This window comes from Thiohalorhabdus sp. (genome assembly GCF_036628635.1).
Classification (GTDB): domain Bacteria; phylum Pseudomonadota; class Gammaproteobacteria; order Thiohalorhabdales; family Thiohalorhabdaceae; genus Thiohalorhabdus.
The window spans coordinates 1-18546 of the sequence record NZ_JAZKRM010000011.1; the positions used below are offsets into that span (position 1 = coordinate 1).

Sequence of the window (18546 nt, forward strand, 5' to 3'; positions counted from 1 at the left end):
CTGCCTGGCTCCGATTTCGCCATCCGCCATCGATTACAACCAAAAGGACACCCACTCTGTAAAAGGGGTGTGGCCTTGTCTCTGTTTGTCTTCTGCCTGGCTGAGGCCGCCCTGTAAGCCAGCCGTTTCGGTTGTCCGGCGCCCCAGGTAAGGGGTCGTCCCCTTCCCCGGTCAGCGCACCCCGATCCACGCCTTCAGGGTGTGGTTGGCGCCGGCGGGGAGGGTGTAGGCGTCGTCCAGGGCGTTGCCGGCCTCGACGCAGACCATGTGGACGTAGTCCTCGTCGGGCATGTCGCCGAAGCCCTGGGCGCCTTCCAGGCCCGGGTTCCAGACGATGGTGCTGGCGCTGCCGGCCTTCGCTACCGCGATCTGGCGGCCGTTGCCGGCGTCGTGGAGGGTGGCGGCGCCCTCGTGGTGGAGGTAGACGCAGTCCATGGGCGTGGCCACCTGCAGCGGGCCCTCCTGGGTGCGGCGGGCGTCGGCGACCCGGTCGGCGTAGGCGTGGCCTTCCAGCCCGTCCACCTGCATGCCCGGGGCCTCGGCCACGCGGAAGTAGGTGTGCAGGGCCTCGGAGACCATCCAGTCGCGGTCGCTGCGGTTCTCGCCGATCAGCGCCATCTCCAGGCGCTCGCCCAGGGTCACCACCAGGCGCAGCAGGAAGTCGTGGGGCCACGCCTGGCGGATAGCCTCGTTGGGCTCGAGGCGGAAGGTGACCTCGGTGCCGGCGTCCACCGAGCGCACCGATTCCACCTCCCAGGTCTCGTAGCGGGCAATGCCGTGGGCCTTCTTGTTGGCGTCGGTGGGGTCGGTGCCTATCTGCTCGGGATCGTGGGGGCCGAACCAGGGCCAGCACACCGGGACGCCGCCGCGCACCGGCTTGGCGCCGTCGTAGCGGGCGGTCTCGCTCACCCAGATGACCTCCTCGCCGCCGCGGGGGACGTAGCTGAGCAGGGTGGCGCCGAAGGGGGTGAGGGTGGCGGTGCCGTGGTCGTTGCTCAGCTCCACCATCACCAGCTGGTCGTGCTGGTAGAAGCGCACGTCGGGGTGGCTGAATCGCTGGTTGAGGTCGTCGATCACGGGTGGGCTCCTGGCTTGGGATTGGGCCGGCAGAACGGCGCTGGGCAGGGGAAAAGGGCGGACCCGGGCCCCGGCGTGGAGCGGCCAAGGATACCGGCTGAGGCGGGGCCGGGCCAGGAATGGCCGCCCAGCCGCCCGGGTTAGGGCGGATAGGCACGGAATAACAGGGGCAGGCGCATATGCCAGCGCGGGGAAACGGGAGCCAAGGATGCAAGCGGGGCATGAGCGGTCTGCTCGCCCCCCTGGAGAGGTCGAGGCCCCTTTTGGCCCTGATACTGGCACTGGTAGGTCTGTGGGTCTTCGCCGAGGTAGCGGATGAGGTGCGGGAGGGGGAAGCCCGGCCCTATGATCGCCTTGTGCTGTTGTCCCTGCGCAGCGCAGCGGCTCCCTCCGATCCCCTCGGCCCCGCCTGGCTGGAAGCGGTGGCCCAGGACATCACCAGCCTGGGCGGCGTGGTGGTTCTGGCCTTGATCACCGGCGCGGTGGTCGGGTTCCTGGTCCTGGTCCGCCGGCGGGTGGAGGCGTGCCTGGTGGCGGTGGCTGTGGGCGGGGGCGCGGTCCTGAGCACCCTGCTCAAGCTGGCCTTCGGCCGGGATCGGCCGGATCCCGCCCTGCACGCCACGGAGGTGGTCACGGCCAGCTTCCCGAGCGGGCATGCCATGCTGTCCGCGGTGGTCTACCTCACCCTGGCGGCGATCCTGGCCCAGAGCCAGGAAGGGTTGCGGGTGAAGGTCTATCTGCTTGCCGTGGCCGTGCTGGTGACGGGCCTTGTAGGAATCAGCCGGGTCTATCTCGGGGTGCACTGGCCCACGGACGTGCTGGGCGGCTGGAGCCTGGGCCTGGCCTGGGCCCTCCTTTGCTGGCTGGTGGCCGGCCGGTTGCGGAAGCGGGGGGCTGAGCCCGTATAAGGGATCCCCGCTCGGAGCCCTGAAGCCTTCCCGGCCCGCTGGGAAGCCGCTGTCAATGCCCCCGCCATGGCCCCGGACGGCAAGGTCATGCCGGTGTGCGCCAACGACTACCGCAGGCTCGCCGACACTCGCCGGGCGCCGGCGTCATCCCGGGTCGTCCGCCCGCCGCACCACGCCGTCGAGGGCGGTGCCGGGAGCCAGGGTGTTGTAGATGGTGCTGAAGCGCTGCAGGTTGGGGTTGATCAGCCCCAGCCCGGGCCCTGTCTAGTCGCTTGCCCCGGGCAGTAAAGCCTCCTGCGACAGTCGGTGACGGCTGTAATAGATGATGCGGTCGCCAGGCTGTACGGTTTCTGCGCCCAGATTCATGGTGACCTCGCTGCCCTGCATGACCGCCTGCATTACGACGTTTTGATCGAGCAGGTACCGGGCCAGATCGAGATAGGTCCTGCCTGCCCACGGGCCATCGGGGACGACGGTGCTGTACAGCGACTCGGCCTGGGAGTTGGCCAGGACCTGATCGAGGTACTTGCCGACACCGGGGTCCTGGGAGACCTGTACGATGGCGTTATTGGCCATCCGCAGCGGAAAAATCACCGCATCCGTGTTGGCGCTGGCGAACAGGAAGCGGTGGCGCTCATCGAGGCACTCGGCGACGGTGCGGGCCTCCGGCTTGAGGGCCTCCACCAGCGTGACGGCGGCCGCGACCTGGGAATCGCTCTCCGCGGAGCCGTAGTCCGGAGCGAGCACGATGACGGTGGCGGCTTGGTCGATGTTGGCGCGCTGGAGGACGTCCTCATCGATGGGGGAGCCCTGGACGAACCCGATCGCCTCCTCGGAGAGGGGGTTGCTCGCCACCCGGTCCGTTACCAGGAAGATCGACCGCTGGCTGTGGGCGGCATCCGCCCGAAACTCGGAAGCGATGTCCTGGACCCGTTTGGCCGACGGGAAGTTCAGGATCAGCACGTGGTCGCGTTCATCCACCGGCAGCATGCCTTGCCGTTCCTTTTCGTGATGGGCGACCACCCGGTCCGCGATGAGGCCCAAGAAGGCCCCGAACACGGGCAGCCCGATGAACACGATCGCGATGGCCGTCGCCAGCCGCGCCGGCCAGGTGGTCGCGCTGAAATCGCCGTAACCGATGGTGGTGATGGAAATCAGGCTGTACCAAACGGCATCCCCAAAGCTTATTCCCGGGTCCTGTTGCCCGTCGAACCACCAGAAAGCCAGGGCGTTGATCAGCAAGGCGGCCACCATCAGGACCGATACGGCTACCGCCGACCGCCCCGGTTTTACCCGGATGGACCGAAGCAGCGCTCGCCAGATGCGGAGAACCACGAAAAACAAGAGCCTTCCTTGAGCTCCCTTGACCGGTGGGCTGGCCCACCAGGGTAAGGCCACAGGCCATGCGTTTTGCCATACCGATGATGGGTATTGCCTGCGCTAGGCGCAGGAGGTAACGAGCCTCGGCGACCACATCGCGGTGCCGCCTTGGCTCCGGTCCCCTGTTTCGTAACCCTGCCGAATTGCTGGATGGGGTCCCGGCACGATTACGAGCTGGAAGTGCTCCGCTCTCCATCCGCCGCACAGACCATTCGGTTCCGGCTCTCGAGCTTGGCCTGGTAGAGGGCCTCGTCGGCGGCGGCTAGGAGGCTGTGCGGGTCCCGGCCGGTGTCGGGGAAGAGGGCTCCGCCGATGGAGACGGTGACGGGCTCGGCCAGATCGGCGTCCACAGCGGGGGCGACCTCCTCCGCCACGCGGGAGCGGATCAGCTCGCGCCCCCCCCGGCGCAGTCCGGCTTCGTCAGCCTCGGGGATGGTCACGGTGAGCTCCTCGCCGCCGTAGCGGAAGGCGCTGTCCTCCCGGCGCAGGCTGGCCCCCAGCAGACCGCCCAGCTGCCGCAGGATGGTGTCGCCGGTCTCGTGGCCGCAGGTATCGTTGAAGTGCTTGAACCGGGCTAATTCACCGGAAACCCTAGACAAAACTATGGCGTGAGGGCTTATTCCTTAATAATTAGTGGTTTACAAGCCATTAAAACAAAGGAGAAGCCTCACGCCATGGGTGAAACGGTAGCCACCTTTCGGCCTTCGTTCAACCGGTCCCTCATCGTCGAAGCCCGCGAGGACAACCAAAGCAGCGATGGCGGTCTCGTCCTGGTCCGCGAGGTCCTAGAGCGCGCCGGCTCCGCCGACGTCCTTTTGGGGTCTCCAATTACTCGGCGGTGGAAGGGGGTAGCTGGCCACTCATGAATACCGCGGGATCCAGGAGGGTCGGTGTCTGGCAACCTACTCCGCCGGCCAGTAGGGCGTGCCGAGGCCCTCGCCCAGATCGGCCTCGATGAGCCGCCGGCGAACTTCCAGCAGGTGCGCGAGGAGCTCGGGCTCGCGCTCTTCGTAGGCGGGTTCATCGGGGACGCGGCTGACCACCACGCCGAGGAGCTCGGTGATGGCGTTGCCGATGGAGTTCTGGGAGATGGTGACGATCAGCTTGCCTTCCTGATTGCGGTAGATGAGCTGCTTGAAGGCGGGCTGCCAGCGGATGGCGTTGGCCGCCTTGGCGTTGTGGAGGCAGTGGTCGCGCACCTTCTTTGCGGTTTTCATGAAATCGTTGTTGAACAGCAGCACGCGCTCCACTGCCTCGGGGAAATAGAGGTCGTCCAGCATGGGGGCGTTGCGGGTGGAGACCTGGGCGAAGAAGCTGCGATAGAAGTCGAGGAAGCCCTTTAGCACCTCGTCGTATTCCTGCCAGAAGCGGGGGTCCCGGAGCTGGGCCGCCCCGCCCGGGATCTCCCAGCTCGGCAGGCCCTGGGGGTAGCCGGTCAGGTCCACCCGCGCCGAGTCGTCGCTGACCGGCCGCAGCACTTCCAGGTCCAGGGCCGTGTGGATGAACGCCCGGTAGACGTCGTGCATGTACTGTTCGAACAGGGAGTGCTGGCCGCCGTCGGTGAGATTGGGGTTGCTCGGGTCGGCGAGATCCGCGTGGCGCAGGTCGTCCAGGGGGAAGACCATGAAGTGGTTGTGCAGCATGCGGATGCTGGGCACACCGGGGGCGGTGAGCGGCCAGGTGGCGTCCAGACTGGCCTCGCCGGACAGAACCAGATGCTTCTCCGGATCCGGATACTGCTCCAGCATGTAGGCGATGATGGTCTGATTCATCCGGTTCCAGACCCGCTTGACGGGCTCCGGCACCTGCGTCCGGCGCACGGGCCGCCCCAAGGGGTCGAGGATCGACTTGGAGGTGTTGTAGATGATGGAGGCATCGAATTCGTTGCTATGGCCCAGCGCCTTGCGATAGAGGAGCAGGTTCTCGGGATTCGACAGCAGCCCGTTATTGTTCACCAGATCGTTGAAGTTCTCGGCGCTGTTGAAGAACTCGTTGAGCGCCATGCCCTCGGGGACATCCAGCGGGATGGGCCGGTAAGGGGTAACGATCTCGCGGGGGCCGCGCTGCATGGAAGCCTCCTTATCGCTTGGGGCCGTCGAGTCCACCCGTGACCACGGGGTACCGAGACCCACTCTACCATCCGCTCTGGCCCGGACCGGCGCCCCCACCCCTTACGGGAGGGTGAGATGGCTCGGAGCCCGTACCAAGCTGCCCCTGGGGGTTCGGTCCTTGACTCGTCACGAGTGGCATCTGAGGCACAACGGGTTGCCGGAGTCTTGAGGGGGGAAGTCATGCGGGAAGGCATTCCCCCAGTCGTTCCGCCAGGGCGGCCGGCTCCATGCCGAGGTCGGTGAAGGTCGCGGCCCCCGGGGTGACGACATTGTCAGTGGCCATGAGGGCGACCTGGTCTGTGGTGAGCGGGGGGTCGGGGAGGAGTCCGGCCAGTGCGGCCAGGGTGCGCCAGGCGGCAAAGGGCACGGGCAGCAGGGGGCGCCGACGGCCCTGGTGGGCCAGGATCAGCTCCAGGATCTCGCGGTAGGTATAGACCGCCCCGCCGCCGAGCTCGTGGGTCCGGCCGGCGGTCCCGGGGTCCCCCAGCAGCCGCGCGAAGGCGGTGGCCACGTCCCCGACGTACACGGGCTGGAGCCGGGTTCGGCCCCGCCCGAAGAGCGGCACCACCGGCAGCCGGGTGATCGCCGCCAGGTTGCGCAGGAAGGCGTCGTCGGGTCCGAACAGGACGCTGGGGCGGAGGAGGTTGGCGCCAGGGAAGGCGTCACGGACCGCCAGCTCGCTCCGGCCGCGGGCGGCCACATAGGGCGAGCCGGCGTCGGGATCCGAGCCGATGCCGGAGACATGGGCCAGGCGGGCCACCCCGGCCTCCCGGGCCCGACGGGCCACCCGCGCGGCGCCGTCCACGTGTATGGCCTGGAAAGTGGTGCTCCCCTGCTCCACGTACAGGCTCACCACATTCACCGCGGCGTCGGCGCCTTCCAGGGCTTCCGCCACCTCGCGCTCCTGGCGGATGTCGGCCCGGACCGGCTCGGTCCGGGTCGGGTCGGCGCCGTCGGGGACGGCCGGGTGCTGGGCGGCCACCCGGACCCGCCAGCCTTCCCCGGCCAGTCGCCGGACCACCCGTCTCCCCAGGAAACCGGTTCCTCCGAATACGGTTACCCGTTCGCCTGCCAAGATGGATTCCTCCAGGAACGCAGTTCCCTGAATGCCTTTCAACCAGCATTCAACGCGAGGTTGCCGACTGCAAGGATAGCGGCACGGGCTTGTCCTGGCAGGGATAAACGGATTGGGCCTTAGCCCCATTCCCAAGTGCCGTCCGATAGACCGCGGAGCCGCGCCCCCAGGCGGCGCTAACCGGTAGTCGCAAGGCCGCGAATACGCCAGACTGGCCCTGGGTTGGGTGTGCTTTCCTGATCGGGGAAATCTGCCGGAGAGAAGGGCCATGACCATACGTAGCCTTTTAGGAGCCTTGCTTGGCGCTTCCGTTACCTTCTTCAGCCTGGTGGGGCCGGCGGCGGCGCAGGCGCCTTTATGGGCCAGCGGCAAGGGGGCGTGGCCGAGTAGCTGGGGTTATGGCTCTAACCCCGCCACTACCCCCCGGCTCAGCCCCAATGTCATGGGCGTCGACTCCCCCTATCGCCGCCGCCTGAGCGGGATTGTCAGGGATTTCGCCACAAATCGCGCCTCTCTTAGGGTGGAGCTTCAGGATAAGCGCCTGCAGTTGCGCTCCGAGCTGGCCCGGGCCCGGCCTAGGCGCAAAGTGGTGAAGGACCTCTTCAGCGATATCTTGGGCCTGCGCCTGGAAATCCAGCAGAACCGGTTGGAGGCCATGCAGCGCTTCCAGGAGGCCCTTAGCGAGGTCCCGGCCGAAGCCTTCCTATCCGGTCGTTTCCAACGCTAGTGGCGGGGTAGGGTGTCAGGGCCTGCCTTGCCGACTCTCCCGGATGAAGGCCGAATGGTTGGAATAGTCCCGGGCTGTGCAACAACCCCAAGGGGGTCTGATATAGTTCCTCAACTACCAGTTTAGGGGCAAAGGGGGTGGGCAATGGACTTGTCCATCTATAATCCGAGCCAATTTCCCCGCCCTGCGGCCCAGAGCGGGGCTTGGCTCCCCCCGCGTTCCGGTGCTCCCAATGGTGTCAGCGGCGGCGACCAGGCGCGTCCCGCCGAAACCGGCCGAGCGACCACCCCGCAAGACGGCCCCGAGGGCTCCTGGCGCTCTCCCCCGAACCGGCAGACCGAATCCAACGCCCACCCCGATACCCAGGAACAGCAGCGGGCCCGTGAGCTCCAGGCTCGGGATCGGGAGGTTCGCTCCCACGAGGCGGCGCATCTGGCCACCGCCGGCCCCTACGCCGAGGGCGGGGCTCAGCTCCAATTTCGGCAGGGACCCGATAACCGGTTCTACGCGGTGGGTGGCGAGGTCCAGCTGGACACATCCCGCCCGGAGGATCCGGACAAAGCCCTACACAAGGCCGAAACCTTGGTCCAGTCGGCCCTGGCCCCCGCTGAGCCCTCCAGCCAGGACCTCCGGGTCGCGGCCCAAGCTCGGGCCATGGCCGCCGGGGCCCGGGCCGAGCTCCAGCAGGAAGGGGGCGGCGGCGCCGGTGAGGCGAATCGCTCCGACTCGGCCTATCGCCGGGCGGCCGAAGGCGATTCCGCCGACCGCAGCGGGCGCCGGCTCGACCGCATGATCTGAATCCTTCTTGTCTCCCCCGCCGATCTGGGCGCCCCGCTTAGCCGGCGCTCGAGCCCGTTCCATGCCTTGCCGGTCCGTTTCCCTGCCATAGGGCCCAGGGGGTCAAGGGTCCTATTTTTGGCCCGGTGTCCGTTTTCGTGGCGACCGGGATCCGGTGGTATCCCCGCATTAAGGTTGGTAGCGGGACTTTCTGGGCTCGATCGACCGGAGGAAGGCCGGCTGTGTGGGGATTGGGGCGGGGCTAGCTCGGGCGATCGGAGGGGTCGGGGATATCCACGGCGCTTTCCGTCCATGGCAGGTCGGTGGGGGTGTACTGGTCCAGGAAATCGATGAGGTCCTGGCGCCCCAAGAGCTTGTGGCTGGCTTCGCCCATCAGAACCACGGGGCATTGGTAGGCGGTCTGGAGCGTCTCCACGAGCTTCTCGGCGCTGTCCGGATCGACGATGGTTCCGTCCTTGACCGATATCACCGCGAAGCAGACATCGTCGTCCTGGATCATGGCGTGAACGACGGGTAGGTGCATGGTCTTCCCCGGGCGGTCGGTGGGGTTGTAACGGAGGGCGCTACCCTACCCAAAAACGGCCGGCTTGTGGGGTCGTCCGGAGAACCTGAATTGCCGAAACCCGCGGCGAGTTACCGGCGGAGGGTGCCTGGTTCCGGGACGGGGGGAGCGGAAGAGCCCGGAAGGCCCAGAATCTCCGCTCAGCTGGCCTCGGCGGAGTCCTGGCGCTCGCTAATGGCCATGCGGGCCCGGAAGATGCGCGAGCGCACCGTGCCGATGGGGCAGTCCATGACATGGGCGATTTCCTCGTACGACATGCCGTCCAGCTCCCTCAGAAGGAGGGCCTGGCGGTACTCGGGCTGCATCTCCGCCACCGTCTCGGCGATCAGGTCGCCGAGCTCGTGGGAGCGCGCCAGTGCCTCAGGGTTGGATTGCTCCATCATCACGCCGGTGCTGTCGAGCTGCTCCATGGGAGTCTCCTCGAACTCAACGCTCGCCGGGCGCCGGCCCTTGTGAGAGCGGTCGTTCTTGGCGGTGTTGATGGCGATCCGGTAAAGCCAGCTGTAGAACGCGCTGTCGCCTCTGAATTTGCCCAGATAGCGATAGGCCTTGAGGAAGCTTTCCTGGACCACGTCCTCGGCGGTGGCGGGGTCGGGAATGATGCGGGTTACCGCCCTATAGACCCGGCCGCGGTAGCGCTGCACGAGCAGATCAAAGACTCCCGCCTCGCCGTTTTGGGCGCGGAGAATGAGCTGGCTATCGCTCGGGCGTTCGGTTTGCGAGCGCGCTGTCATTACGGTTCCCTTCTTGGTCTCCGGCCCCGGGTCCGGTATGCCCCTCGGGTAGAAGGGGGCGGGCTCCCGGAAGCCAGGCGGGAGGCGCAGTTCGCTTCGGCGCCCTGTTGGTTGGGCATGGCCCATGCCTCGCCGCCAAGGTAGTTTTACATTAAAACTATCTCGAAGAGATTAGCACTTGTCAAGATAGTTTCAAAGCGATACTTTTCATTCATGGAACCTCCAAAGGCAAACAGCCCGCCAGCCCTGGCGGCCCTGATGCGTCACCTGGTTGCCCTGAGTGAGCCGGAGGGTTCTCGCAATGGCCTGACCCCGGCCCAGTGGAGCGCGCTGCGCTTTTTTGCTAGCGCCAACCGTTTCTCACGCACCGTCTCGGCATTCGCTGCCTACAATGTGACCTCGCGCGGGACTGCCTCGCAGACCGTCAAGGCGCTGGAGCGCCACGGCTACCTTTGCCGGGAGACGGTGACAGCCGACAAGCGCAGCGCCTACATCGACCTTACCGAGTCCGGTCGGGCCAAGCTCGCCGAGGATCCGGCGGAGGTGCTGGCCACGGCCATCGCGGCACTGCCCGAAGAGGCCCGCCGAGGCCTGGACGCCAGCCTGGACCAGCTGGTGGACCGGGTGGCCGGAGCCGGGGGCAAGGACCGCTTCGGCACCTGTCCCGATTGCGCCTACCTGGAAACATGTCCCCATGAGGACGGCGAAAGTGACTGCTACTACTGCCGCCTAACCGGGGAGCAGGTGCTCCCTGAAGAGCTTACCGCCCTGTGCGCCGCCTTTCGGGATGAGGCGCCGGCGGGCTCCGGTCCGGAAGGAGGCGAAAGGGGCGGCGGAGTCAGCGGTGGGTAACCACGGGAAAGGGGGCGAGCGAAGGGCCATCAAGCTGGCCCGCCGGCGCTTTCCCAGGCCCTTTTATTCCTCGTAGCCGACCTTGACATAATCGGCGCCGTGGCGAAGCACATCCTGCCACTGCTGCGCCAGGGTGGGATGGAATTCGGGGTCATACTGCCGGGCGGCCTCGATCATGGCTTCCACCCAACAGTCATAGAGTTACGGTGGGATGTTGAGCCGGTCGCGGCCGTGGGTGTAGCGGATGCGCTCAAGGGCGTTCTGGCTGGTCACGCTACCGTCGTAGAACCCGATGACGTGGTTCCCGCCCTGCCGGAGTAGCCGTTTCTGCTCGAGCCAGTCGGTATTGACGAACAGTTCGGGGACCCGGGAATCGCAGTCGCAAAAGATGCGGTAGAAGGTGTCGAAGACCTCGCTCTCGGCGTAGTGCAGGGCGCGCCCGAGGCTCTGCTTGACGGCGGAGGCGGTATGGGTGGCCATTTTGCGGTGTCCTCTTTCCCCTGATTGGCGTGCCGGCCCCTCCCTTTACCTGCCTTTGGCTAAAAGGAACAGAAGTAAAGTCCCGCCGAGTGCCCGGGGCCGGAGTCCATGAGCGACTGGGTGAGGCCCGTGGGCAGGTTTCGCCGCACACGCGCCGCCCCGTAACCGATCAGGTTGGCGTAACCGAGCCGGGGTCCCCGAAGCATTTTGCCTCCAGACCCGGTAGGGATCCCAAACAAACCTCTGTTCTCTTTAGTGTTTGCCCGGCTGGGCGGCGATCTCCCGGGATTCCGCTGTCCCGGGCCGTCATTAATCCGGGGGATCCTCGAACCTGGCGTCTCGAGTATGGCCCATTCCGGTTGCGGGGACCAAGCACTCCTATCCCTGACCACAGCGGCGGACGGGTATCCTGCTATGTCAGGGCGCTATCCCGATCGGGCGGTTTAGCGACAATCCAGGTCAGATCCGGAGCGAGGGGCTGACCGGGTTGGCGCGGCCCCGCCGCGGCGTGCACCATCGGCTCACGGCTGGCTAGCCGGTCTCCACCGCTCGCCTGGGAATGGTGTCCTCCACAGCCGGGGAAGTCCCCGCATGCCCGAGACAGACCTGATCCCCATCGAGATCTTCTTCCAGAAGTCCGATCTGGTGGTCACTTTCCTGTTGGTCCTGCTGGGGATCGCCTTCGGAAACCTGACCATTAAGGGCGTGGGCTTCGGCTCCAGCGGCGTGCTGATTGTCGCCATGGTGGCCGGCTACTTCTACCAGTTCGACGCGGTTCCCATCCTTGCCGACCTGGGCATCGTCCTGTTTCTGCTGTGCGTGGGCCTGGAGGCCGGACCCAGCTTCTTCCGGGCCTTCAAGCAGCACGGCCGGCGCTTCATCACCAATGTCCTGGTGCTGCTGGCCATCTCCGGGGTCAACACCGTCGCCATCATCGCCCTTTTCGGCATCCCCGTGGGGATAGGGCTGGGACTGTTCGCCGGCTCCTTCACCTCCAGTCCGGCGCTGATCAGCGCGCTCCAGTTCCAAGCCGAGGAGGAGGTCATCTTCGGCTACGGGGTGGCCTATCCCTTCGGCCTGATCGGGGTGATCCTGTTCATCAGCATCGCCGTGCGCCTGCTTAGGGACAAGATGGCAGCGGAGGTCCAGGCCAGGACCCGCCTGCATGCGGCGGTGTTCAAGCTCCATAGCGAGGACCTCCACGGCAAACTGCTGCGGGACGTAGATCTGTTCCGCGAGCACGAGGTGGTCGTCTCCGGCATCCTGAGGGACCTGTCCGTGCGCCCTGCCAGCGGAAGCTCCGTACTGCAGAAGGGCGACATCCTGCGCCTGGAGGGCATGCCCAAGGACGTCCAAGCGGTTGGCGAGGTCATCGGCGATGAGGTCCACGAGACCTTCGACGAGCATTCCGAGCTAGACACCCGCTCCATCGTGGTGGAGAACACCTCGGTCCTGAACCGCTCGCCGCGCGACCTGGGGCTTCGTCTGCGCTTCAATGCCACCCTGACCCGAGTCATACGCTCCAACCTGGAGTTCGTGCCCAGCGAGGACGAGCCGCTGGCCTACGGGGACGTGGTGATGGCGGTGGGCACGCCCTATCAGCTGGACCAGCTGGAGTTGTTCCTGGGCCATGAGCACCACACCGTCCAGCGCCGCGTGGACATCGGCTCCCTGGCCGCCATCCTGTTCATCGCCTTCGCCATCGGCGGGCTGGTGGTGCCGATCCCGGGGCTTGGGCCCTTCTCGCTGGGCATCGCCGGCGGCGCCCTGGTGGCGGGGCTGATCTTCGGGCACTTCGGCCGCATCGGCAACTTCATCGGCCGCTTCCCGCGCAACGCCACGGCGGTGCTCAAGGAGCTGGGCCTGGCCCTGTTCTTCGTCCAGGTGGGCCTGGAGACGGGTCAGAGCTTCGTGGAGTCCCTGGACTTCCAGGCCGTCTATTACGCCTTCTACGCCGTCCTGCTGGCGGTGGTGCCGATGGCGGGCAGCTTCCTCATCGGCCACTACCTGCTCCGGATCCCGGTCAGCGAGTGCTTCGGCGTCATCTGCGGCGGCATGACCTTCACCCCCGGCCTGGACATCATCCGCCAGGTGGACAGCTCCGAGCGGCCCATCGTGGCCTACTCCTCGGTGTATCCCGTGGCCCTGATCCTGGTGATCGCCCTGGTCCAGGGCATGCACCTGGTGCTGATGAGCCTGGGCGCCACCGGCTGAGAGCCCCTTGCCGGTCACGTTGGGCCGGTCCCCGTTGAATCCCGCGCCGCAAGTCCGCACAATCGCGCGCCAAAACCCTACTGAAACGGTCGGACTTTGCTCCGGTCCAAACGGCATAATCCCCGGTCGAGAAAAGCCAGCCATGAGCGATACCCCAGCCGCCATTACCGAGCCCCTGACCCTGGCCAACAGCTACCTGGACCTGCCCGAGGGCTGCTACGCCCGGGTGGGACCCACCGAGGTGTCCCAGCCCCAGTTGCTGCGCATCAACCGGCCCCTGGCCGAGCAATTGGGTCTGGACCCCGAGGCGCTGGCCGCTCCGGAGGGCCTGGCGGCCCTGGCCGGCAACCGCGTGCCGGAGGGCGCCGAGCCCCTGGCGCTGGCCTATGCGGGGCATCAGTTCGGCAACTTCGTGCCCCAGCTCGGCGACGGCCGGGCGGTGCTGCTGGGCGAGGTCACCGACCGGTCGGGGGTGCGGCGTGACCTCCAGCTCAAGGGCGCCGGGCGCACGCCGTTCTCCCGCGCCGGCGACGGCCGCGCCTCCCTGGGCCCGGTGATCCGCGAGTACCTGGTGAGCGAGGGCATAGCGGGTCTGGGCATCCCCACCACGCGCGCCCTGGCCATGGTGGCCACCGGCGACCCGGTGCTGCGCCAGCGGGTCGAGCCCGGGGGCGTGATCACGCGGATGGCCGCCGGCCACGTGCGGGTGGGGACCTTCGAGTACTTCTTCCGCCGCGGTGACTACGACACCGTCCGAGCCCTGGCGGACTACGTCATCGAGCGCCACTACCCGGCGCTGGCTGAGTCCGACCAGCCCTACAAGGACCTGATCGAGGCGGTGGCGACCCGCACCGCCGACCTGGTGGCCGACTGGCTGCTGGTGGGCTTCATCCACGGCGTCATGAACACCGACAACATTGCCCTGTCCGGCGAGACCCTGGACTACGGCCCGTGCGCCTTCATGGACGACTACCACCCGGCTACCGTTTACAGCTCTATCGATACCGGCGGCCGTTACGCCTACGATCAGCAGCCCACCATCGCCCACTGGGATCTGGCCCGCTTCGCCGAGACCCTGCTGCCGTTGCTGGCCGACGATCCGGACGAGGCCCTGCCCATCGCCAAGGAGGCTTTGGACGCCTACGAGCCCCGCTTCTCGGCCAGCTACCACGCCGGGCTGCAGCGCAAGCTGGGCCTGACCGAGGACCGCGATTCGGATCCGGACCTGGCCATGGACCTGCTGGGGCGCATGGCCGCCCAGGGCGCGGACTTTACCCTGACCTTCCGGCGCCTATCCGAGCTCGGCAGCGAACCGGATGAGGCCGACGAAGCCGTGCGCGCCCTGTTCGCCGACCCCGCCTCTTTCGATGCCTGGGCCATCGCCTGGCGCAGCCGGCTGGCCGCCGAGGGCAGCGACGACGCGGCCCGCCGGGACGCCATGCGCGCCGTCAATCCCGCCTACATCCCCCGCAATCATCGGGTGGAACAGGCCATCACCGCCGCGATGGACCACGGCGACTTGGCCCCCATCGACGAACTGCTCACCGTCCTCACCGACCCCTTTGCCGACCATCCCGGCTACGAGCACCTGGCCGCGCCGCCGGCCTCCCACGAAGTGGTGACCCAGACCTTCTGCGGCACCTAAACCCGAGCAGTGACCAACAGCTTGTAGCAGAATAGCCCTGACGCTGCCCGAAAGACTGTGGCATGCTTCTAATACGTCCCCTGGTGGGGGCGAGACATGCGCTCTGCCGCGGCCTGACGGCGAGGCAGACACGGTTCCTGGAGCAGGGCCTGATGGATACCACCTCGTTCGAGCGGCGGATTGCCATAGGGGCGCGCTGGATTACGATCCTGGCGGTTTTGGGGACCTCCCTCGGCTCCTTCCTGATGATCTTTATCGGGCTTCAGGAGACGTACCTGGCTTTCCGGGTCCAGATCGAGGCGGCTCCCGGGCCCTTGCCGCCCAGCCACGCCAGTGCCGTCCATCTGATCGGGGCCTTGAGCCGCTTCGTGATGGCAATCGTCCTGCTGTACTTCGCCTTCGGCATTTATCTGCTCTTCCTGCGGCCGGACCAGCCGGCGGAGGGGCTGGGCGTGCCCCGCTGGCTCTACGTGGAGGGCATCGGCCAGCTCAAGCAGACCCTGGCCGAGGCCATTCTGGTGGTGCTGTTCGTGCTCTTCCTGCGCATCGCAGTGGAGACCTTCCTGGCCCAGGGACTGGACTTTGACTTGAAGGAGATGGTGACCCTGCTCATCCTCCCCATGGCCATCTTCCTGCTGGCGGCGGCGCTCAAGCTCGCCGAGCTTGATCCCAAATCCAAGCAGCGGTAATGCTGCCTGGTCGCGCCTCGCAAAACGCCGGGAGATGCTGATGATGGTGCCCCGACCATTGGCAGGTACCGTTGTGATTGGATGCCTGGCCCTGGGCCCGGCCGGCGCCGAGGAGGCGACCCTGGATCCCGTAACGGTTACCGCCCCGCGGCTGGAGCGGCCGATGGCCGATACCCCAGCGGCCATTACCCGCGTTGGGGCAGGAGAGCGACGCGGTCGGCGTGGCCTGACCCTGGACGAGGGCCTGGAAGCCGTGCCGGGGGTGTTCTTCCAGAACCGGCATAACTTTGCCCAGGGCCTGCGCATCTCTTCCCGGGGCTTCGGTGCCCGGGCCGCCTTTGGCATCCGGGGGCTGCGCCTGCGCCTCGACGGCTTGCCGCTGACCCTGCCCGACGGCCAGTCCCAGGTGGACACCATCGACCTGGACAGCGTTACCTCGGTGGAAGTGCGCCGGGGGCCGGCGTCGGTGCTCTACGGCAACGCCACCGGCGGCGTCCTCGACATCCGCACGGCCGAGGGCTTCGCCATGGCGCACAGCCCCCTGGTGCGGGTCCAGACCGGGTCTTACGGCTTCCGCAAGGCTAGCTGGCGCTCCGGCGGGGCGGGGCAAAGATGGGCATTCCACCTCTCGGGCACGGCCCAGGTCCTGGACGGCCACCGCGAGCAGAGCGGCTCCAAAAAACGCTTGGCCCGAGCCAGCGCTACCCGGCGGTTCGACGGCGGCCGCGAGCTGCGGCTCATCGCCGGGGCCATGGACACCCCCTTCGCGGAGGACCCCGGCGGCCTGACCAGGGCGCAGTTGGCCGACAACCCCAGCCAGGCCGATCCCGACGCGGTCCTCCTGGACGCCGGACAGACGGTTGAGCAGCAGGATGTCGGCGCCGTCTGGACCGATCCAGCGACCCTGCCCGGCGAGCTCTCCGCCCGCGCCTTCGCCAGTCGGCGGGACTTCGAGCAGCAGCTGCCGTTCGTCTACCCCGGGGCGGAAAACCGGGTGGGCTACCAACGCGCCTTCTACGGCACCCGTCTGGAGTACGCCGACCGGGCCAACTGGGCAGGTTGGCCGGTAAAGGGGCTGGTGGGGATCGATGCGGACCGCCAGGCGGATGATCGGGTGCGCTTTGTGGTGGACTCGGATCGGGTGGTCCGGAACCAGACGGTGGAGGAGCGCCAGACGGCCATCGCCGCCGGGGTCTTTGGCCGGCTGGGGGTAGAGCTGACCGAGGCTACCGGGGTCACCCTGGGGCTGCGTCTGGACCGGTTGCGCCTGGCCGTGGACGATCGCCTGCCCACTCCCACCGATGATTCCGGTGCCCGCACCTTTACCGAGCCCAGCGCCGGCCTGGGTTTGACCCGTTCCCTAGGCCCCCACACCCTCTACGCCAATATCGCCACGGCCTTCGAGAGCCCCACCTTCGTGGAACTGGCCGACCCGTCCGGAGGCGGCGGTTTCAATCCGGCCCTGGAGCCGCAGAAGGCGGTCAACCGCGAAGTGGGCGCGCGCGGCCCGCTGGGCGGGCTGGGTAGCTACGAGCTGGCGGCCTTCTCCGTGCGGGTGCGCGAGGAGCTGGTTCCCTTCCACAAGGGCGGGCGCACCTTCTTTGAGAACGCCGCCGGCACCCGCCGCCAGGGTATCGAGGCGGGCCTGGACTTGAGCCCGGCCGTCGGCTGGACCTTACAGGGAGCTGTGACGCTGGCGGACTATCGGTTCACGGAGTTCGAGGATCGGGCCGGCAACGACTACGCGGGCAACCGTTTGCCTGGCCTACCCCCCTACCACGGCGATCTGAAGGTGCGCAGGGAAGGCGAGCGGGGCTACGGCGAGGTGGCGCTGCGCCACGTGGGGCCGGTCTATGCCGACAACGCCAACAGCGAAGAGGCGGATCCTTACAACGTGGTGGACCTGCGGGCGGGGCGGCGCTGGTCCCTGGGCGGGGATCGCCGGCTGACGCTGTTCGGGGTCGTGGCCAATGTCTTCGATGCGACCTACCCGGCCAATGTGCGGGTGAACACGGGTCCGGCCTATTACGAGCCAGCCCCTGGGCGGACCTTCCATGCCGGCGTTGAGCTAGGGTTCTAGTCGGGTGTCACCCGCAGCAGCCGGCCGTTGTTGTGGTCGGTGAGGACATGGAGCGCCTCGCCTGGCCCCTGGGCCACGGCCCGGATGCGCCATCCCCGATCGCCCAGCAGCTCCGTTTCGGCGGATATCTCCCTACCGTCGAGCTCCAGGCGCGCCAGGTGGGTCAGGGCCAAGGCCCCCACGAAAAGGTCGCCCCGCCACTCGGGATAACGCTGACCGTTGTAGAAGGCCATGCCCGAGGGGGCGATGCTCGGCGTCCAGTGGTGGATGGGGTCGGCCAGTCCGGGGACGGTATCGGGTGCGATCGCGGGGCCGTGGTACTCCCGGCCGTAGGTCTGCTTGGGCCAGCCGAAGTTGGCGCCGGCCTCGGGGATGTTGATCTCGTCGCCGCCACGGGGGCCGTGCTCGTGGATCCAGACCTCGCCGGTTTCGGGATGGACGGCCATGCCCTGGGGATTGCGGTGGCCGTAGCTGAAGATGGCGTCGCGGGCGCCGGGGCGGTCGGTGAAGGGATTGTCGGCGGGGACGGAGCCGTCGGGGTGCAGCCGCAGCACCGAGCCGTTGTGATCGCCCAGGTCCTGGGCACGGTCGCGCTCGCCGCGCTCGCCCACGGTCATCCACAGGTAACCCTCATCGTCGAAGACGATGCGGGAGCCGAAGTGCTTGGTGCTGGAAACGAAGGGGGTGGCCACGAACAGGGTCTCGAAGGCCGCCAGGCGATCGCCGTCCAGGCGCCCGCGGCCCAGGTGGGTGGCGTTGCCGCCGTCGCCGGCGCCGGACCAGGTGAGGTAGACCAGGCGGTTGTCGGCGAAGTCGGAATCCAGCTCGATGTCGAGCAGACCCCCCTGATTGCGGGCGTCCACCTCCGGGACGCCGCCGATGGCGGTGCGCTCGCCGCTTTGCGGATCCAGCCGCAGAAGTGCCCCGGAGCGCTCGGTGATTAGTAGGTCGCCGCCGGGCAGGGAGGCCATGGCCCAGGGGTGGTTGAGGCCTTCGGCCAGCGTGGTCACCTGGACCACACCTTCCGCCTGGGTGCCGGCCGGGCTGCAGCTCAGGGCGAACAGGGCCGTCAGGGCCATCAGCGAGGTGCGCAGGGCCGCCATGGGCGCCTCCTTGCCGAGGGGTGGGGAAGGGCCGTAAAGGCCCTTGCGTGCGCGCCGCCCGGCAATTATAGCAGAGCCGGCAGCGGGCCGCCTCATTAGCCAAGCCTCTCC

General features: G+C 67.6%; 18 protein-coding genes. 9 read left to right on the forward strand and 9 right to left on the reverse strand.

Annotation, left to right across the window (positions count from 1 at the left end):
• Positions 1 to 171 precede the first annotated feature (171 nt).
• Entirely contained in the window at positions 172 to 1077 is a 906-nt protein-coding gene (locus V5A19_RS05320) for a D-hexose-6-phosphate mutarotase (RefSeq protein ID WP_332327727.1), read from the reverse strand.
• A 221-nt stretch (positions 1078 to 1298) separates the two neighbouring features.
• Here V5A19_RS05320 and V5A19_RS05325 point away from each other — a divergent pair, with 221 nt between their 5' ends.
• Positions 1299 to 1985 (forward strand): phosphatase PAP2 family protein, encoded by a 687-nt coding sequence (locus V5A19_RS05325; protein WP_332318297.1) that lies wholly within the window; start codon positions 1299 to 1301, stop codon positions 1983 to 1985.
• Positions 1986 to 2249: 264 nt separating this feature from the next.
• Here the strand turns inward: V5A19_RS05325 and V5A19_RS05330 are convergent, their stop codons facing one another.
• Both V5A19_RS05330 and V5A19_RS05335 read right to left on the reverse strand, forming a co-directional pair.
• Entirely contained in the window at positions 2250 to 3320 is a 1071-nt protein-coding gene (locus V5A19_RS05330) for a potassium channel family protein (RefSeq protein ID WP_332318298.1), read from the reverse strand.
• A gap of 212 nt (positions 3321 to 3532) precedes the next feature.
• Entirely contained in the window at positions 3533 to 3964 is a 432-nt protein-coding gene (locus tag V5A19_RS05335) for a diguanylate cyclase domain-containing protein (RefSeq protein ID WP_332318296.1), read from the reverse strand.
• A gap of 75 nt (positions 3965 to 4039) precedes the next feature.
• On the opposite strand from V5A19_RS05335, the gene V5A19_RS05340 reads away from it, so the two are divergent.
• On the forward strand, positions 4040 to 4231 hold the full coding sequence (locus V5A19_RS05340) for a hypothetical protein (protein ID WP_332318295.1): 192 nt from the start codon (positions 4040 to 4042) through the stop codon (positions 4229 to 4231).
• Between the two features lie 36 nt (positions 4232 to 4267).
• Here the strand turns inward: V5A19_RS05340 and V5A19_RS05345 are convergent, their stop codons facing one another.
• Positions 4268 to 5434: a hypothetical protein gene (locus V5A19_RS05345; RefSeq protein ID WP_332318294.1), complete on the reverse strand. Its 1167-nt coding sequence runs from the start codon at positions 5432 to 5434 to the stop codon at positions 4268 to 4270.
• A 220-nt stretch (positions 5435 to 5654) separates the two neighbouring features.
• Positions 5655 to 6551, reverse strand: coding sequence for a complex I NDUFA9 subunit family protein (locus V5A19_RS05350; RefSeq protein WP_332318293.1), 897 nt, complete (start codon positions 6549 to 6551; stop codon positions 5655 to 5657).
• A 268-nt stretch (positions 6552 to 6819) separates the two neighbouring features.
• Between V5A19_RS05350 and V5A19_RS05355 the strand changes: the two genes are divergently transcribed.
• Together V5A19_RS05355 and V5A19_RS05360 are read left to right on the forward strand one after the other, a co-directional pair.
• Positions 6820 to 7278: a hypothetical protein gene (locus tag V5A19_RS05355; protein WP_332318292.1), complete on the forward strand. Its 459-nt coding sequence runs from the start codon at positions 6820 to 6822 to the stop codon at positions 7276 to 7278.
• Between the two features lie 144 nt (positions 7279 to 7422).
• The gene (locus V5A19_RS05360) at positions 7423 to 8076 is read left to right on the forward strand and encodes a putative metalloprotease CJM1_0395 family protein (RefSeq protein WP_332318291.1); all 654 of its coding nucleotides are present in this window, start codon (positions 7423 to 7425) and stop codon (positions 8074 to 8076) included.
• Positions 8077 to 8317: 241 nt separating this feature from the next.
• On the opposite strand, the gene V5A19_RS05365 is transcribed toward V5A19_RS05360, so the two are convergent.
• Together V5A19_RS05365 and V5A19_RS05370 are read right to left on the reverse strand one after the other, a co-directional pair.
• The gene (locus V5A19_RS05365) at positions 8318 to 8599 is read right to left on the reverse strand and encodes a hypothetical protein (RefSeq protein ID WP_332318290.1); all 282 of its coding nucleotides are present in this window, start codon (positions 8597 to 8599) and stop codon (positions 8318 to 8320) included.
• 179 nt (positions 8600 to 8778) lie between these two features.
• On the reverse strand, positions 8779 to 9372 hold the full coding sequence (locus V5A19_RS05370; RefSeq protein ID WP_332318289.1) for a sigma-70 family RNA polymerase sigma factor: 594 nt from the start codon (positions 9370 to 9372) through the stop codon (positions 8779 to 8781).
• A gap of 258 nt (positions 9373 to 9630) precedes the next feature.
• Here V5A19_RS05370 and V5A19_RS05375 point away from each other — a divergent pair, with 258 nt between their 5' ends.
• Positions 9631 to 10224 (forward strand): MarR family winged helix-turn-helix transcriptional regulator, encoded by a 594-nt coding sequence (locus V5A19_RS05375; RefSeq protein WP_332318288.1) that lies wholly within the window; start codon positions 9631 to 9633, stop codon positions 10222 to 10224.
• Positions 10225 to 10425: 201 nt separating this feature from the next.
• Here V5A19_RS05375 and V5A19_RS05380 read toward each other — a convergent pair whose 3' ends face one another.
• On the reverse strand, positions 10426 to 10704 hold the full coding sequence (locus V5A19_RS05380; RefSeq protein WP_332318287.1) for a hypothetical protein: 279 nt from the start codon (positions 10702 to 10704) through the stop codon (positions 10426 to 10428).
• A gap of 591 nt (positions 10705 to 11295) precedes the next feature.
• Between V5A19_RS05380 and V5A19_RS05385 the strand changes: the two genes are divergently transcribed.
• From V5A19_RS05385 to V5A19_RS05400, 4 genes are all read left to right on the forward strand, one after another.
• Positions 11296 to 12918: an aspartate:alanine exchanger family transporter gene (locus V5A19_RS05385; protein ID WP_332318286.1), complete on the forward strand. Its 1623-nt coding sequence runs from the start codon at positions 11296 to 11298 to the stop codon at positions 12916 to 12918.
• Between the two features lie 163 nt (positions 12919 to 13081).
• Positions 13082 to 14563, forward strand: coding sequence for a protein adenylyltransferase SelO (locus V5A19_RS05390; protein WP_443081420.1), 1482 nt, complete (start codon positions 13082 to 13084; stop codon positions 14561 to 14563).
• Between the two features lie 152 nt (positions 14564 to 14715).
• Positions 14716 to 15252 (forward strand): YqhA family protein, encoded by a 537-nt coding sequence (locus V5A19_RS05395; RefSeq protein ID WP_332318284.1) that lies wholly within the window; start codon positions 14716 to 14718, stop codon positions 15250 to 15252.
• A gap of 40 nt (positions 15253 to 15292) precedes the next feature.
• A complete protein-coding gene (locus V5A19_RS05400; RefSeq protein ID WP_332318283.1) occupies positions 15293 to 17332 on the forward strand; it encodes a TonB-dependent receptor family protein in 2040 nt (679 codons plus the stop codon).
• Here the strand turns inward: V5A19_RS05400 and V5A19_RS05405 are convergent.
• Complete coding sequence (locus V5A19_RS05405; RefSeq protein WP_332318282.1) at positions 17329 to 18435, reverse strand: PQQ-dependent sugar dehydrogenase; 1107 nt, start codon at positions 18433 to 18435, stop codon at positions 17329 to 17331. The two genes, V5A19_RS05400 and V5A19_RS05405, sit on opposite strands and share 4 nt — an antisense overlap.
• Positions 18436 to 18546: the final 111 nt, after the last annotated feature.

What these genes read in the sequence shown, in the direction of transcription:
- V5A19_RS05375 (WP_332318288.1), top strand. Translation starts at nt 9,631, where the DNA reads ATGCGTCACCTGGTTGCCCTGAGTGAGCCGGAGGGTTCTCGCAATGGC.
- V5A19_RS05380 (WP_332318287.1), bottom strand. Translation starts at nt 10,704, where the DNA reads ATGGCCACCCATACCGCCTCCGCCGTCAAGCAGAGCCTCGGGCGCGCC.
- V5A19_RS05345 (WP_332318294.1), bottom strand. Translation starts at nt 5,434, where the DNA reads ATGCAGCGCGGCCCCCGCGAGATCGTTACCCCTTACCGGCCCATCCCG.
- V5A19_RS05395 (WP_332318284.1), top strand. Translation starts at nt 14,716, where the DNA reads ATGGATACCACCTCGTTCGAGCGGCGGATTGCCATAGGGGCGCGCTGG.
- V5A19_RS05385 (WP_332318286.1), top strand. Translation starts at nt 11,296, where the DNA reads ATGCCCGAGACAGACCTGATCCCCATCGAGATCTTCTTCCAGAAGTCC.
- V5A19_RS05355 (WP_332318292.1), top strand. Translation starts at nt 6,820, where the DNA reads ATGACCATACGTAGCCTTTTAGGAGCCTTGCTTGGCGCTTCCGTTACC.
- V5A19_RS05365 (WP_332318290.1), bottom strand. Translation starts at nt 8,599, where the DNA reads ATGCACCTACCCGTCGTTCACGCCATGATCCAGGACGACGATGTCTGC.
- V5A19_RS05400 (WP_332318283.1), top strand. Translation starts at nt 15,293, where the DNA reads ATGATGGTGCCCCGACCATTGGCAGGTACCGTTGTGATTGGATGCCTG.
- V5A19_RS05405 (WP_332318282.1), bottom strand. Translation starts at nt 18,435, where the DNA reads ATGGCGGCCCTGCGCACCTCGCTGATGGCCCTGACGGCCCTGTTCGCC.
- V5A19_RS05325 (WP_332318297.1), top strand. Translation starts at nt 1,299, where the DNA reads ATGAGCGGTCTGCTCGCCCCCCTGGAGAGGTCGAGGCCCCTTTTGGCC.
- V5A19_RS05370 (WP_332318289.1), bottom strand. Translation starts at nt 9,372, where the DNA reads ATGACAGCGCGCTCGCAAACCGAACGCCCGAGCGATAGCCAGCTCATT.
- V5A19_RS05360 (WP_332318291.1), top strand. Translation starts at nt 7,423, where the DNA reads ATGGACTTGTCCATCTATAATCCGAGCCAATTTCCCCGCCCTGCGGCC.
- V5A19_RS05340 (WP_332318295.1), top strand. Translation starts at nt 4,040, where the DNA reads ATGGGTGAAACGGTAGCCACCTTTCGGCCTTCGTTCAACCGGTCCCTC.